The organism is Roseibium marinum, assembly GCF_002906165.1.
GTDB lineage: Bacteria > Pseudomonadota > Alphaproteobacteria > Rhizobiales > Stappiaceae > Roseibium > Roseibium marinum.
Genome location: NZ_PPCN01000001.1, coordinates 98,399 through 112,722, shown reverse-complemented (window position 1 = coordinate 112,722; position 14,324 = coordinate 98,399). Strand labels below are relative to the sequence as shown.

At 62.5% G+C, this 14,324-nt stretch carries 14 protein-coding genes; 5 read left to right on the top strand and 9 right to left on the bottom strand.

The window, feature by feature from the left end; translation table 11 throughout:
• Positions 1-35: 35 nt before the first annotated feature.
• The 5 genes from soxC to CLV41_RS00520 all read left to right on the top strand — a co-directional run bounded on the left by soxC (position 36) and on the right by CLV41_RS00520 (position 5,102).
• Entirely contained in the window at positions 36-1,310 is a 1,275-nt protein-coding gene (soxC, locus tag CLV41_RS00540; RefSeq protein WP_103220346.1) for a sulfite dehydrogenase, read from the top strand.
• On the top strand, positions 1,294-2,406 hold the full coding sequence (locus CLV41_RS00535) for a c-type cytochrome (protein ID WP_103220345.1): 1,113 nt from the start codon (positions 1,294-1,296) through the stop codon (positions 2,404-2,406). The genes soxC and CLV41_RS00535 overlap by 17 nt, the downstream gene beginning before the upstream one ends.
• Before the next feature lie 91 nt (positions 2,407-2,497).
• Positions 2,498-2,941: a DsrE family protein gene (locus tag CLV41_RS00530; protein ID WP_170107077.1), complete on the top strand. Its 444-nt coding sequence runs from the start codon at positions 2,498-2,500 to the stop codon at positions 2,939-2,941.
• Between the two features lie 71 nt (positions 2,942-3,012).
• Positions 3,013-3,771, top strand: a complete 759-nt coding sequence (locus CLV41_RS00525) for a c-type cytochrome (protein WP_103220344.1) — start codon at positions 3,013-3,015, stop codon at positions 3,769-3,771.
• Positions 3,772-3,824: 53 nt separating this feature from the next.
• Positions 3,825-5,102 carry an NAD(P)/FAD-dependent oxidoreductase gene (locus CLV41_RS00520; RefSeq protein ID WP_103220343.1) on the top strand — a complete coding sequence of 426 codons (1,278 nt, stop codon included), beginning with the start codon at positions 3,825-3,827 and terminating at the stop codon, positions 5,100-5,102.
• 22 nt (positions 5,103-5,124) lie between these two features.
• Here the strand turns inward: CLV41_RS00520 and CLV41_RS00515 are convergent, their stop codons facing one another.
• From CLV41_RS00515 to CLV41_RS00475, 9 genes are all read right to left on the bottom strand, one after another.
• Positions 5,125-5,817, bottom strand: coding sequence for an HAD-IA family hydrolase (locus CLV41_RS00515; protein WP_103220342.1), 693 nt, complete (start codon positions 5,815-5,817; stop codon positions 5,125-5,127).
• Positions 5,814-6,488, bottom strand: a complete 675-nt coding sequence (gene gph, locus CLV41_RS00510; protein WP_103220341.1) for a phosphoglycolate phosphatase — start codon at positions 6,486-6,488, stop codon at positions 5,814-5,816. The genes CLV41_RS00515 and gph overlap by 4 nt, the downstream gene beginning before the upstream one ends.
• Before the next feature lie 70 nt (positions 6,489-6,558).
• Entirely contained in the window at positions 6,559-7,257 is a 699-nt protein-coding gene (rpe, locus tag CLV41_RS00505; RefSeq protein WP_103220340.1) for a ribulose-phosphate 3-epimerase, read from the bottom strand.
• A gap of 57 nt (positions 7,258-7,314) precedes the next feature.
• Positions 7,315-8,250: a CbbX protein gene (cbbX, locus tag CLV41_RS00500; RefSeq protein ID WP_103220339.1), complete on the bottom strand. Its 936-nt coding sequence runs from the start codon at positions 8,248-8,250 to the stop codon at positions 7,315-7,317.
• 70 nt (positions 8,251-8,320) lie between these two features.
• Positions 8,321-8,710, bottom strand: a complete 390-nt coding sequence (locus CLV41_RS00495) for a ribulose bisphosphate carboxylase small subunit (RefSeq protein ID WP_103220338.1) — start codon at positions 8,708-8,710, stop codon at positions 8,321-8,323.
• A gap of 11 nt (positions 8,711-8,721) precedes the next feature.
• Entirely contained in the window at positions 8,722-10,191 is a 1,470-nt protein-coding gene (locus CLV41_RS00490) for a form I ribulose bisphosphate carboxylase large subunit (protein ID WP_103220337.1), read from the bottom strand.
• 20 nt (positions 10,192-10,211) lie between these two features.
• Positions 10,212-11,291: a class II fructose-bisphosphate aldolase gene (fba, locus tag CLV41_RS00485; RefSeq protein ID WP_103220336.1), complete on the bottom strand. Its 1,080-nt coding sequence runs from the start codon at positions 11,289-11,291 to the stop codon at positions 10,212-10,214.
• A 138-nt stretch (positions 11,292-11,429) separates the two neighbouring features.
• Positions 11,430-13,418, bottom strand: a complete 1,989-nt coding sequence (gene tkt, locus CLV41_RS00480; protein WP_103220335.1) for a transketolase — start codon at positions 13,416-13,418, stop codon at positions 11,430-11,432.
• An 11-nt stretch (positions 13,419-13,429) separates the two neighbouring features.
• Entirely contained in the window at positions 13,430-14,302 is an 873-nt protein-coding gene (locus tag CLV41_RS00475) for a phosphoribulokinase (protein WP_103220334.1), read from the bottom strand.
• Between the last annotated feature and the right edge of the window lie 22 nt (positions 14,303-14,324).

Genomic DNA, 14,324 nt, shown 5'->3' with positions numbered 1-14,324 from the left:
CGAAATCCTGAGGACACCTCCCAAAGGACACGATCATGAGTGATACCAAGGTTTCCCAACCATCAAATCTTTCCCGACGCTCGCTCCTCAAGGCGGGTCTGGCGGCCGGCGCCGTGGCCGGTTCGGCCGGCGCGGCACGCGCAGCGGGAGATCCCCTCATTACCGAGATACAGGACTGGAACCGGTATCTCGGTGAGGGCGTGCAGGCGCGCCCCTATGGCACGCCGTCGGAATTCGAGGCCGGTGTCGTGCGCCGCGACGTGGAATGGCTGACAGCCTCCACGGAGAGCTCGATCAACTTCACGCCGCTTCATGAACTCGACGGCATCATCACGCCGAACGGATTGTGCTTCGAACGCCACCACGGCGGCATCGCGGAGATCAATCCGGCGGACCACCGGCTGATGATCAACGGCCTGGTCGACACGCCGCTGGTCTTCACCATGGAGGACCTGAAACGGTTCCCGCGCGAGAACAGGGTGTATTTTCTGGAGTGCGCCGCCAATTCCGGCATGGAATGGCGCGGCTCGCAGCTGAACGGCTGCCAGTTTACCCACGGCATGGTCCATTGCGTGATGTATACCGGCGTGCCTTTGAAACTGATCCTGGAAGAAGCCGGCATCAAGACCAGCGCCAAATGGGTGATGCCGGAAGGAGCCGATGCCTCCGCCATGACCCGGTCGATCCCGATGGACAAGGCGCTGGACGACTGCCTTGTCGCGTTCAAGATGAACGGCGAGGCTCTTCGTCCGGAACAGGGCTATCCGTTGCGTCTCGTGGTGCCGGGCTGGGAAGGCAACATGTGGGTCAAGTGGCTGCGCCGCATCGAAGTCGGCGACGAGCCCTGGCACCAGCGCGAGGAAACCTCCAAATACACCGACCTTCTGGAAACAGGAAAGGCGCGCCGCTTCACCTGGGTGATGGACCCCAAGTCCGTCGTCACCAGCCCGAGCCCGCAGGCACCGGTCACGCACGGAAAAGGGCCGCTGGTGATCTCGGGTGTCGCCTGGTCCGGAAACGGCCGCATCACCCGCGTGGATGTTTCCATCGACGGCGGGCGCAACTGGAAAACCGCGCGACTGGACGGGCCGAGCCTGTCCAAGGCGCTGCACCGTTTTTATCTCGACATCGACTGGGACGGTTCCGACCTTTTGATCCAGTCCCGGGCGATGGATGAAAACGGCTACTATCAGCCAACCAAGAACGAATTGCGCGCCGCCCGCGGCGAGAATTCGATCTACCACAACAACGGTATTCAGACCTGGCATGTCAAAGCAGACGGGACGGTGGAAAATGTCGAAGTTTCTTAAAGTTCTCAGCCTTGGCGTGTCCCTCGCCGCCCTGCCGGTTCTCACGGGCGCGGTCGTGGCGGGGGATGCCGACAAGGGTGCAAAAGTCTTCAAGAAATGCGCCGCCTGCCATGCGGTCGGCGACAACGCCAAGAACAAGGTCGGCCCTCAGCTCAATGAGGTTTTCGGCCGGACGGCGGGAACCCTTGAAGGCTACAAATACTCCAAGGCGATGATCAGCGCCGGAGACGGCGGGCTTGTGTGGGATGACGCCAGCCTGACCACCTATCTGGAAAAGCCGAAGGCCATGATCAAGGGCACCAAGATGGCCTTTGCCGGACTGAAGAAAGAAGAAGACCTGGAGAATGTGATCGCCTATCTGGCTACCTTCTCCAGTACGGCTCCAGCGGAAAAAGAAGAGCAAAGCGCGGCGGAACCGGAAGCGGTTGAAGCCGCAGTCCAGACTGCGGCAGCCTCTGCCACCCCGTCTCCGGTTTCGGCCACACGCGAGGGCGGCGGCCTCGGCCGGGCCGCGACGGAAGATGAAGTCGCCGCGTGGGACATCGACATCCGTCCGGATGGCCAGGGCCTGCCCGCAGGATCGGGAACGGTGGCGGACGGTGAAGTGCTCTATACGGACAATTGCGCTGTCTGCCACGGCGACTTCGGCGAAGGCGTCGGCCGCTGGCCGGTTCTGGCGGGCGGTCACGACACGTTGACGGACGAGCGGCCGGAAAAGACCATCGGCTCCTATTGGCCGTATCTTTCCACCGTCTACGACTATGTCCGGCGGGCCATGCCCTACGGCAACGCCCGTTCGCTGTCGGACGACGACGTCTACGCCATTACCGCTTATCTTCTCTATCTCAACGACGTCGTCGACGATGAGGAGTTCGAGCTTTCCAACGAGAACTTCGTTGAGATCCGTCTGCCGAACGAGGAAAACTTCATTGCGGACGACCGGCCCGAGGAAGAGCACTATGCCACCAAGGGCGACCCCTGCATGAGCGATTGCAAGGCGGATGCCGTCGAGATCACCATGCGCGCAAGGATCCTCGACGTGACGCCAGGTTCTGTCGACGATGACGATGCCTCAGGACTTGGAGGCGTCGACTGACATCGTTTTGCGGCACCGTCCCGGACTCATAACAGGGGCGGGCCGCAAGGAAGCGTGACCGGAAAACCGGACGCGCCAAAGGGAGGAAACGATGCTTAGACTTATCAAGATTGCTCTGGCGGTTCCGGCAGTGCTCATGCTTGCTTCGGCCGCCATCGCCGAAGATGGCATGCACAAGCTTGCGCTGCAGATCACCGACAACAATCCGCAAAAGATGAACACCGTTCTCAACGTCGCGGCCAATGTCTCACGCCACTATTCCGATTTGGGCGAGGAAGTCGACATCAGGGTAGTTGCCTTCAATGCGGGCCTGCATATGCTCCGGTCCGACACATCGCCGGTTGCCAAGCGCATGAAGTCCTTCGCGCAGAGCATGCCGAATGTCACGTTCGAAGCCTGCAACAACACACGTCAGGCCATGGCCAGGAATGAAGGCAAGGACATCGAGCTGATGGAGAGTGTCGAGGTCGTTCCCGCCGGCGCCATCTCGCTGATGGAACTGGACGCCGGCGGCTATACTATACTGCGGCCCTGACGACAGATTGCCCTGCGCGGGAGGACATTCCTCCGCGCGGGATGATATATCTCGGCTGGGGAGGACCCGGAATGACCGGATCTGGACGAAGCAAACCGCCGCAAGGCCCTTTTCGCTTTGAAGCCGCGCTGAAACGCAACGCGCAGGCACTTGCCGCCGGACTCTGCTTCCTCCTGCCCCTTCCCGCCACCGCCCAGGAGGGAGATCCCCTCAAGGGAGAACAGGTCTTCAAGGCCTGCAAGTCCTGCCACCAGGTCGGCGCGGGGGCGCGCAACGGTGTCGGGCCGCATCTGGACGGATTGTTCGGCCGGCAGGCGGGCGTTCTGGACGGTTTCAAATATTCCGGCGCCATGAAAAAGCTCGGCGAAGAAGGACTCGTCTGGAACGCGTTCACCCTGAACCAGTATCTGGAAAAGCCGCGCGCCTATGTACCTGGAACGCGCATGTCCTTTCGCGGGATGACGAACGAGGGCGACCGGATCGACGTCATCGCCTATCTGCAAGCGTTATCGAAGGAAGCCCCGGCGGCGGATCCGCGAGCGGGCACGCAGGCGCGCGCGGAAATCGGTGCGGTCGCGATGGGGATGGAGGGCGATCCGGAATTTGGCGAATATCTGTCCAGCGAATGCGTCACCTGCCACCAGATGTCCGGCCGGGCGGACGGGATCCCGTCGATTGTCGGCTGGCCAAGCCAGGCCTTCATCCGGGTGCTGTTCGAATACAAGACAAATGTCCGTAGTCATCAGGTCATGCAGAACATGACGACCAATCTCGGCAACGAGGAAATCGCAGCACTCGCGGCTTATTTCGGGTCTCTCGATCCGCAGTAAGGACCTTTCGCGAAAGGTCCGGCCGCACGCTGCACATGTGGGGAGGAAGTAACATGCCTAATATCACACGCCGGACGTTCGGATTCGTAGTGGGAGCCGGTGCCACCACGCTGGCGATGCCCTATTACGCAAGGGCGCAAGGCAAACCCAGGGTCGTCGTGATCGGCGGCGGCGCAGGTGGCGCCACGGCGGCGCGCTACATGGCAAAGGATGCCGGCGAGGACCTGGACGTCACGCTGATCGAGGCGAATCCGCAATACACCACCTGCTTTTTCTCCAACCTGTACCTGGGCGGGTACCGCAGTTTCGACTCCATCACCCACGGCTACGACAACCTCGCCTCCAACTATGGCATCACCGTCGTCAACGCCATGGCCGATAGCGTGGACAGGGAGGCAAGGGAAGTGGTGATGGCCGACGGGTCGAAGGTGCCCTATGACCGGTTGATCGTGGCTCCCGGCATCGACCTGATCTACGACAGCGTACCCGGCTATTCCGAAGAGGCGGCCGAGGTCATGCCGCATGCCTGGAAAGCCGGACCGCAGACGAAACTTCTGAAAGCCAGACTGGACGCGATCGAAAACGGCCAGCAGGTGGTGATGGTCGCCCCGCCCAACCCCTACCGCTGCCCTCCGGGGCCTTACGAGCGTGTCTCCATGATGGCTCATCTGTTCAAGGAAAAGGGCTATGACGACTGCAAGATCGTGATCATCGACCCGAAGCCGAAATTCTCCAAGCAGGGGTTGTTCACCGAAGGCTGGGAAAAATACTATCCGGGCATGATCGAGTGGTACGGCCCGGACGTTCATGGCGGCATCGCCAGCGTCGATCCGCAGACCGGTGAAGTGGAAACGGACCTGGATACCTTCAGGGGGGACCTGGTGAATGTCATCCCGGCCCAGAAGGCCGGCATGATCGCCGCCAGCGCCGGGCTGACAAACGACAGCGGTTTCTGCCCGATCGATCCCGCTTCCATGCGCTCGCAAGCCGATGAGAACATCTTCGTCATCGGCGATGCGTCGATTGCGGGCGACATGCCGAAGTCGGGATTTTCGGCGAACAGCCAGGCAAAAGTCGCGGCCATGACCATCCGGGGAGAACTCACCGGGTCGAAGGTCTTCCCGGCGAAATATTCCAACACCTGCTGGAGCCTGATCGAAACCAATGACGGCGTGAAGGTCGGCGCGCAATATGCCCCTTCCGCCGAAAAGATCGCCTCGACCAGCAGCTTCATCAGCCAGACGGGAGAAGACGACGCCCTGCGCCAAGCGACCTATGAGGAATCGGTCGGCTGGTACAAGGGCATCACCACCGATATTTTCGGAACCTGATCCGGGCACCGGATAAAGTGATCTAGACCAACCCGCTTTCGTGCAAGTCCATAGGAAAGCGGGTTGCTGCGGGCGACAGGATATCCGTCACCCTGTCGGCCATCGAAAGATCATCGGCCGCGGTGTAGAGGGACGGCGCCGCGACGACCTTCAGGCCCGCGGCCTTTGCCGACAGGACGCCGTTGCGGCTGTCTTCCAGCGCGACCGCTTCACTGGCCGCAAGACCGAGCCGCTCCAGCGCGAGCAGATAGACATCCGGCGCGGGCTTCTTGGCCGCCACCTCGTCCCCGGCGGCGATCACCTCAAACACGTCCGCCGCCGGTTTTTGAAAGCAGGCAAGACACAAAGCGTCGACATTCGGCCGGCTGGTTGTCGTCGCGACCGCGAGCCGCAGCGCCGCGGACCGCGCGTAGGCAATGAGTTCCGCGATACCGGGGCGAAGGGAGACGGCACCTGCCGCCAGAAGCGCGGCATAACGGGCTGTCTTCGTGGCGTGCAGCCCGGCAATCGTAGTATCCGGCATGCCACAAGCCGTTTCCTCGCCCCATTGGCGCATGCGCTCCTTGCCGCCCGTAGTTTTCAGGAGCCGGGTGTAGGTCGCAACGCTCCAGTACCAGTCAAGTCCGGCGTCCTGGAAGGTGAGGTTGAAGGCCTGCCGGTGCAGCTCCTCGGTCTCCGCCAGGGTCCCGTCCACATCAAAGATCAGCGCCCTCACACGAAGACGCCCTGATGCGCGAAGACTTCCTCCGTCACGAGGGGAAGTTCGGAAAAGGCATCGAAACGGAACGTATAGCGCACGCTTTCGAGCCGCGCGTTCAAATACCCTTCCGTAAACAGGCCGAAGAGGGTTCTGGCCCGCGATGCGGTCTGCGCATCTATGGCGCTGTCGCCCACATAGAGCGCCGGTCCGCCGCCAAGCGTTCCGATCAGACTGACAAGGCCGGCCGGATCCGGTTTGACCGCCGGAAAACTGTCACCGCCGACGACTGCTTCGAAGGCATCGAAAAGATCGTACACCTTGAGGATACGGGTTGCCGAGGCGAGCGGTTTATTGGTGCACACGCCAAGGCGGAAGCCGAATTCCCTCAGTTTTTGCAGGCATGGCGCGACGTCCGGGAAGACGCGTGTCAGTTCCGTGGAACGGGCATTGTAGTCGTCGAGAAACGATGCGATCAGCCGCTCGCGGCTTTCGGGCGCGAGCTGCGAAGCCTCGATGATCCTGTCGATCAACCCCGGCACACCCCGGCCGATAAAGGAGCGGATGTCATCGAATGTGAGCGGCGGCACCCCCTCGCGCTTCAGCAATCGCGATGCAGCGGCATGGATGTCCGGCGCGCTGTCGATAAGCGTTCCGTCAAGATCGAATATGACGATTGGTGTTCCCATTGTCGTTTCCCGAGTTTTCAAGAATGCCTTAGTGCGCGCGGCCGGTTCACGCGTCTGATGTTCCAGGTCTTTACGCCGTCATCTGCCGGGCCGGAAGAACGGCCTCGCGGATGGCGCGCATATTGGCTCCGTAGACAGTGGATTTTTCCACCGAGCCACCGCGGAAGACGGCGGACCCAGCCACGAGCACATCCGCTCCGGCCTCGACGACGAGCGGTGCCGTCACCGGATCGACACCGCCGTCGACCTGGATATGGATCGGGCGGTCGCCGATCATCTCGCGCAGGCGGCGGATCTTGCCGGTCAGGTCGATGAATTTCTGTCCGCCGAACCCCGGGTTGACCGTCATGACGCAGACGAGGTCGGCAAGGTCGAGCAGATGCGCCACCGCTTCGGCCGGCGTTCCCGGATTGAGCGCCACGCCCGCCTTCATGCCGGCGGCCCGGATCGCCTGGAGCGTGCGGTGAATATGCGGCCCCGCCTCCACATGCGCCGTCAGGATATCGGCGCCTGCCTCCGCATAGGCGTCGATATAGGGATCGACCGGAGCGATCATCAGATGAACGTCCATGACGGTCGTGACATGTTTGCGGAACGCTTTCACCGCGGGCGGGCCGAAGGTCAGGTTGGGGACGAAATGGCCGTCCATGACGTCCACATGCACCCAGTCGGCGCCCTCTGCCTCAATTGCCCGGATCTCCCGGCCGAAATCCGCGAAATCGGCGGAAAGAATCGATGGCGCTATTTTGAGCGAACGATCGAAGGTCATGGCTTTTTCTCCTGTTTCCGGACCAGGTCTCGGACCCATAATGACGATGAAGCGGCTTTACTCCGCTGCCAGATCCGCAGAGCGGCGATCGACATCGAGGCCACCCTGAAAGACACGGCTTTCGCGGATGTCCGGTTCGCAAATCGTCGACAGCGCCTCCACACCCAGCGGACCGGCACTTTCGGAAAACAGGCGGTTGGCCTGGCGCAGCCGCGCGCGGTCCAGCGCATTGCGGATGGAGCGGGCATTGGCGAAATGCGGCTGTTCCCGGCGCAGCGCGATATAGTCCGTCATGGCGCGTTCAGCAGCCTCATCGAAAGCGTAGTTCTGTCCCCGCAGCATTGAATTCGCGATCTGAAGCAATTCGCCGTCGGTGTAATCCGGGAAATCGATGTGATGGGCGATCCGTGACCGGAAGCCCGGGTTCGCGGAGAAGAACCTGTCCATCCTGTCGGCGTAGCCGGCCATGATGACGACGAGATCGTCCCGGTTGTTCTCCATCACCTGCAGGAGGATCTCGATAGCCTCCTGGCCGTAATCGCGTTCGTTGTCGGGCTTGTAGAGATAATAGGCCTCGTCGATGAACAGCACGCCGCCCATGGCCTTTTTCAGAACCTCCCTGGTCTTGGGCGCGGTGTGGCCGATATACTGGCCGACAAGATCGTCGCGCGTGACGGCAACCAGATGGCCCTTGCGGACATATCCGAGCCGGTGCAGCAGCCCGGCCATCATGCGGGCCACCGTTGTCTTGCCGGTTCCCGGATTGCCGGTGAAGCTCATATGCAGCGTTGGCGTTTCCTGCGCGAGCCCCAGGTCGCGCCTTGCTTTGTCGACCAGGAGCAGCGCCGCGGTCTCGCGAATGCGCTGCTTGACCGGAGCAAGGCCGATCAGGTCCTCATCGAGTTCCCGCAAGACCTCGGCAACGCCGGAGCTTTCGTATTCGGCGGCAAGATCGACGGTCTTGGGACTGGCGGTAGGTGTTTCGTCACTCATGGATCCGGTTCCTGAAAAAAGAGCCATGCGTCCGGGAGGAACTGAGGACGCATGGCTCGACGGGCACGCCCTAAGTTCGGACGTCCCAAGCGTATTTCTGCGCGCGGCCCTGGAAATCGGTCCGCTGCAGGTGGATTTTCGGTTCCGTGGAAGGGCGGTTGGCGATGAAGGACATCATCACCGTTTCCCAGCCGCGGGTGTTGTCGAAGGCGAGAATGCGGATATAGGCCTCCGGATGTGCCTTGCGGCATTCCTCGAACTCCATCATCGCGCCCTTCGCATCGCGCAGGTCGAACATGGGGTTGCCCCACATTTCCCAGTAGCTGTTGCGCGGATGGGGGTCGTAGGAATATTCCACACTCACGGCCCAGTCGCGGCCGAGGATATATTCGACCTGCGCGGTGATCTGCGCGTCGGACAGATCGGGCAGAAACGAAAAGCAGCCTTGGGTGATGCGCATGAGAGGTCTCCTTACATGGCCGGGGTTGCGGTCGGCACGAAGTCCGACGTATCGGTGGATGTGTAGTTGAAGCTGATGTTGCCCCAGGTATCGAGCGCGGCTTCCAGGGGCTTGCACCACTTGGCGGCGTTACGCAGTATTTCCGGGCCTTCGTTCTTGATGTCGCGGCCTTCATTGCGGGCGAGCACCATGGTTTCGAGCGCGACGCGGTTGGCGGTCGCACCGGCCTGAATGCCCATCGGGTGGCCGATCGTGCCGCCGCCGAACTGAAGCACCACATCGTCGCCGAAGAGATCCAGAAGCTGATGCATCTGTCCGGCATGGATACCGCCGGAGGCAACCGGCATGACCCTCTTGATATCCGCCCAGTCCTGCTCGAAAAACAGGCCACGGGGCAGGTCGACCTCGTTGCGGGTTTCCCGGCAGACATTGTAGAAGCCCTGCACTGTCATCGGGTCGCCTTCCAGCTTGCCGACCGCCGTACCGCAATGCAGGTGATCGACGCCGGCAAGGCGCAGCCACTTGGCGATGACACGGAAGGAAATGCCGTGGTTCTTCTGGCGGGTATAGGTGCCGTGTCCCGCGCGGTGCATGTGCAGGATCATGTCGTTCTGGCGGCACCATTCGCTGATCGACTGGATCGCGGTCCAGCCGATGATCAGATCCACCATCACGATAACCGAGCCGAGTTCCTTGGCGAATTCCGCGCGGCGGTACATCTCTTCCATCGTGCCGGCGGTGATGTTGAGATAGTGACCCTTCACTTCGCCGGTTTCAGCGGTCGCCTTGTTGACGGCCTCCATGCAGTAGAGGAAGCGGTCACGCCAGTGCATGAAGGGCTGCGAGTTGATGTTCTCGTCGTCCTTCATGAAATCCAGGCCACCCTTGAGGCCCTCATAGACCACACGGCCGTAGTTCTTGCCCGACAGGCCGAGCTTCGGCTTGGTCGTCGCGCCAAGCATCGGCTTGCCGAACTTGTCCAGGCGCTCGCGTTCGACCACAAGACCGGTCGGCGGGCCCTTGAAGGTCTTGCAGTAGGCCACGGGAAAACGCATGTCCTCCAGACGCGCGGCCCTGAGCGGCTTGAAGCTGAAGACATTGCCGATGATCGACGCGGTCAGGTTGGCGATGGAGCCTTCCTCGAACAGGATCAGATCATAGGCGACGTAAGCGAAATACTGGCCTTCCTGGCCGGGAACCGGTTCCACGCGGTAGGCTTTCGCCCGGTACTGGTCGCAGGCTGTCAGCCGGTCGGTCCAGACCACGGTCCATGTCGCCGTGGAACTCTCGCCGGCCACCGCGGCCGCGGCCTCGATCGGGTCCACACCGTCCTGCGGCGTGATCCGGAAGAGTGCCAGAATGTCGGTGTCCTTCGGCTCGTAATCGCCGTCCCAATACCCCATCTGGGCGTATTTGAGGACACCGGCGGTGTAGCGCTTCTTCTGGTCCGTGATTTCCTGAGGATTGCTTATCTGGTTCATAACTGGAGCTCCTTTCGCTCTTACGCCGCCCGGGCGGACGCGATCTGGGGGTCGAGCGCCCCGGACGCGTAACGCCTTGCCATCTCATCCATCGAGACCGGTTTGATCGCGCCGGCGTGCCCGGCGGTGCCGAAACGCTCGAACCGGTCGCGGCACAGCTTTTCAAGCTCTTCCATGGCGGGGATCAGAAACTTCCGGGGATCGAATTCCGCCGGTTTTTCCTTCGCCACCTTGCGGAACATGCCGGTCATCGCCATGCGGCAATCGGTGTCGATATTGACCTTGCGCACACCCATTTTGATGCCACGCTCGATCTCCTCGACCGGCACGCCGTAGGTCTGGGCCATATCGCCGCCACTGGAGTTGATAAGGTCCTGCAATTCCTGCGGTACCGACGAGGACCCGTGCATGACGAGGTGGGTGTCCGGCAGCTTTTCGTGGATGGAGGCGATCGTCGCCATGGAGAGGATCTCGCCATCCGGCTTGCGGCTGAACTTGTAGGCGCCATGGCTGGTGCCGCAGGCAATAGCCAGCGCATCGCACCCGGTGGCCATGACGAAATCAACCGCCTGATCCGGATCGGTGAGAAGCTGGTCGTGACTGAGCTTGCCTGCCGCGCCGGACCCGTCTTCCTCGCCGGCCTCGCCTGTCTCAAGGGAGCCGAGAACGCCGAGTTCACCCTCGACGGAGGCGCCGACCGCATGGGCCGCCCTGGTGACGCGGCGTGTGATGTCGACATTGTATTCGAAGGACGCCGGGGTCTTCATGTCTTCTTCCAGCGAGCCGTCCATCATGACACTGGTAAAGCCGTGACGGATCGCCGACAGGCAGGTGGCGTCGTTGTTGCCGTGGTCCTGGTGCAGCACCACCGGGATGTCCGGGAACATCTCGGCCAGCGCCTCGACCATATGGCGCAGCATGATGTCGCCGGCATAGGAACGCGCGCCGCGGCTCGCCTGCAGGATCACCGGCGCGTCGCATGCCTTGGCGGCGCGCAGGATCGCAAGCCCCTGTTCCATGTTGTTGATGTTGAAGGCCGGCACGCCATAGCCGCATTCGGCGGCATGATCGAGCAACTGGCGCAATGTGATCAAAGCCATCTGTCTCCTCCCAGGGCTGCCATCGCAACCTCATTCGGGCTGTTGTGCCGGAGGGCGCTCCGCCCGCCGGTCCCTGCTCGAGTGCCGCACCTGAAGGGCGGCACCGGTGAAATCGTGACCCGGTCCTGACCGCAGCGGTCAGAGAAGGCCGGCCGCCGCTTCGGCGACCGCTTCCGGCGTGATGCCGAAATGCCGGTAAAGATCCCCGGCCGGAGCTGACGCCCCGAAACCTGTCATGCCGACAAAGGCGCCTTCGTCGCCAATCAGGGCATCCCATCCCTGGCGCATCGCGGCCTCGACGCCGACACGCGGCGCGGTGCCGAGGACACCGGCCCGGTAGGCCGTGTCCTGCCTGGCAAAAAGCTCGAATGAGGGCGCTGACACCACGGCCGCCTTCACGCCTGTCTCCGCCAGCCTGGCGGCGGCGGCCAGCGCGATCTCCACTTCGGAGCCGGTGGCGATCAGCGTGACGTCGCGGGCACCATCCGTCTCGCGCAGGACATAGGCTCCGCGAGCCGATTTGTTTTCGTCCGAATGCTCGGTGCGCACGGTCGGCAGAGCCTGTCTCGAGAGGCAGAGAACCGTCGGCGTCCCGGTCGATGTCACGGCGATTTCCCAGGCTTCGGCGGTCTCCACCGCATCGGCGGGGCGCAGGACGGTAAGGTTCGGCATGACGCGCAGCGAGGCGATCGTCTCGACCGGCTGGTGCGTCGGGCCGTCTTCGCCCAGGCCGATGGAATCGTGTGTCATCACATAGGTCACGGGCACGCCCATGAGGGCGGAAAGCCGGATGGCCGGACGGCAATAATCGGCAAAGACCAGGAACGTTCCGCCATAGACGAAGAACCCGCCATGGAGCGCGATGCCGTTCATGGCGGCAGCCATGCCATGTTCGCGGATGCCGTAATGGATGTAGTCGCCGCTGTAATCGTCCCGCGAGACGGAGCGCATGGATCTCGTTCGGGTGTTGTTGGACCCGGTCAGGTCGGCGGATCCGCCGACGGCGTTCGGCAGGGTCGCGGTGACCACTTCCAGCGCCATTTCGGAGGCCTGCCGCGTCGCCATTTTCGGCGCACCGGCGCTGAGGGCGATCTTGTGGGCCGCCAGTTGCCGTGCCAGCGCCTCCGCATCGGCTGGTGCGAGCGAGGCATCGAATTCCGCCGCCCCGGGATGGGCTTCCTTGCGCCGCGTCCAGGCGTTTCTGGCCGTGGCGCCGCGCCCGGCGACCGCACCCCAGGCGTCCTTCACCGGCGAAGGAACCTCGAACGGGGCAAAGGGCCAGTCCAGGACCGCGCGGGCCGCAGCGATCTCTTCGTCGCCGAGCGGCGCTCCGTGCACCTTGTGGCTGCCCGCCTTGTTGGGAGCGCCCTTGCCGATCACCGTGCGGCAGGCGATCATCGACGGTCTGCCCGTCTCGGCCCGGGCCGCGGTAATCGCCTCCGCGATGGCTTCCGCGTCATGACCGTCGATGGACTGAACGTGCCATCCGGCGGCGTCGAAGCGCTTCTGCTGGTCCATTGATGTCGACAGATCGGTCGGCCCGTCGATGGTGATGCGGTTGTCGTCCCAGAACAGGATCAGGCGGCCGAGCCCGAGATGGCCGGCAAGGTCGATAGCCTCGTGACTGATGCCCTCCATCAGGCAGCCGTCGCCGGCGATCACATAGGTATAGTGATCGACCAGATCATCGCCGAAGCGGGCGTTGTGCATGCGTTCGGCGAGCGCCATGCCGACGGCGGTGGAAAGTCCCTGGCCGAGCGGACCGGTCGTCGTTTCGATGCCCTTGGCATGGCCGTATTCGGGATGTCCGGCCGTGCGCGATCCGAGTTGACGGAAATTGCGGAGCTGGCCGATATCCATGTCGTCATAGCCGAGCAGGTGATGAATCGCGTAGATGAGCATGGAGCCGTGACCGGCGCTCATGACGAAGCGGTCCCGGTCCGGCCAGGCGGGATCGGCCGGGTCGATGCTGATGAAGCGGTTGAAGAGGACGGTCGCCACATCGGCGAGGCCCATGGGCGCGCCCGGATGACCGGACTTCGCCGCCTGAACGGCGTCCATGGCAAGGAACCGGATCGCGTTCGCCATCGTGGTTTCGGAAGACAGAACCGGGGTCTGGACGTTCATCGGCTTTCTCCTCAAGCGCGTCTGGATTCGTGGACAAGGCGCAGGATCATCGGCGTGAAGATGAGTTGCATCGCCAGATCCATCTTGCCGCCGGGAATGACGATCGAGTTCGCACGGGTCATCCAGCTGTCGTGGATCATTGACCGCAGATAGGGAAAATCGATGCCACGGGGGTTCTTGAAGCGGATGACCACCAGGCTCTCGTCGGGGGTCGGAATCCAGCGGGCTATGAACGGGTTGGACGTATCGACAACAGGCACGCGCTGGAAATTGATGTCGGTTTCCGTGAACTGCGGGCAGATGCAGTGCACATAGGCATGCATGCGCCGCAGGATCGTGTCCGTGACGGCTTCCGTGGTGTATCCCCGGCGGTCCTTGTCACGGTGGATCTTCTGGATCCATTCCAGATTGGTCACCGGAACCACGCCGATCTTCAGATCCGCGAGGGAAGGGAGATTCACCGTGTCGTTGACGACGGCGCCATGCAGGCCTTCGTAAAAGAGCAGATCCGAGCTCTTGTCGAACGGCGCCCAGCCGGTGAAGGTACCCGGGGACGCTCCGTAGCGCTTCGCCTCGTCCTCATCGTGGATGTAATGCCGGGTTTCGCCCTCACCGGTTTCCCCGTAGATGCGAAAAACCTCTTCAAGCTTCTCCAGCTCGTTTGCTTCATAGCTGAAGTGGCTGAAGGTCTCGTCGCCAACCGCCTTGCGCGCTTCCAGCTCCGCCTTCATGGCGTCGCGGCCGTAGCGGTGAAAGGCGTCGCCTTCGATCGACACGGGGACGATGCCTTCGCGCCGGAAGATCTGGTCGAAGGTGCTCTTCACCGTCGTGGTGCCCGCACCTGAGGAGCCGGTCACCGAGATGATCGGATGCTTCTTGGACATTTCGTTTCCTCAAAATCGGTAT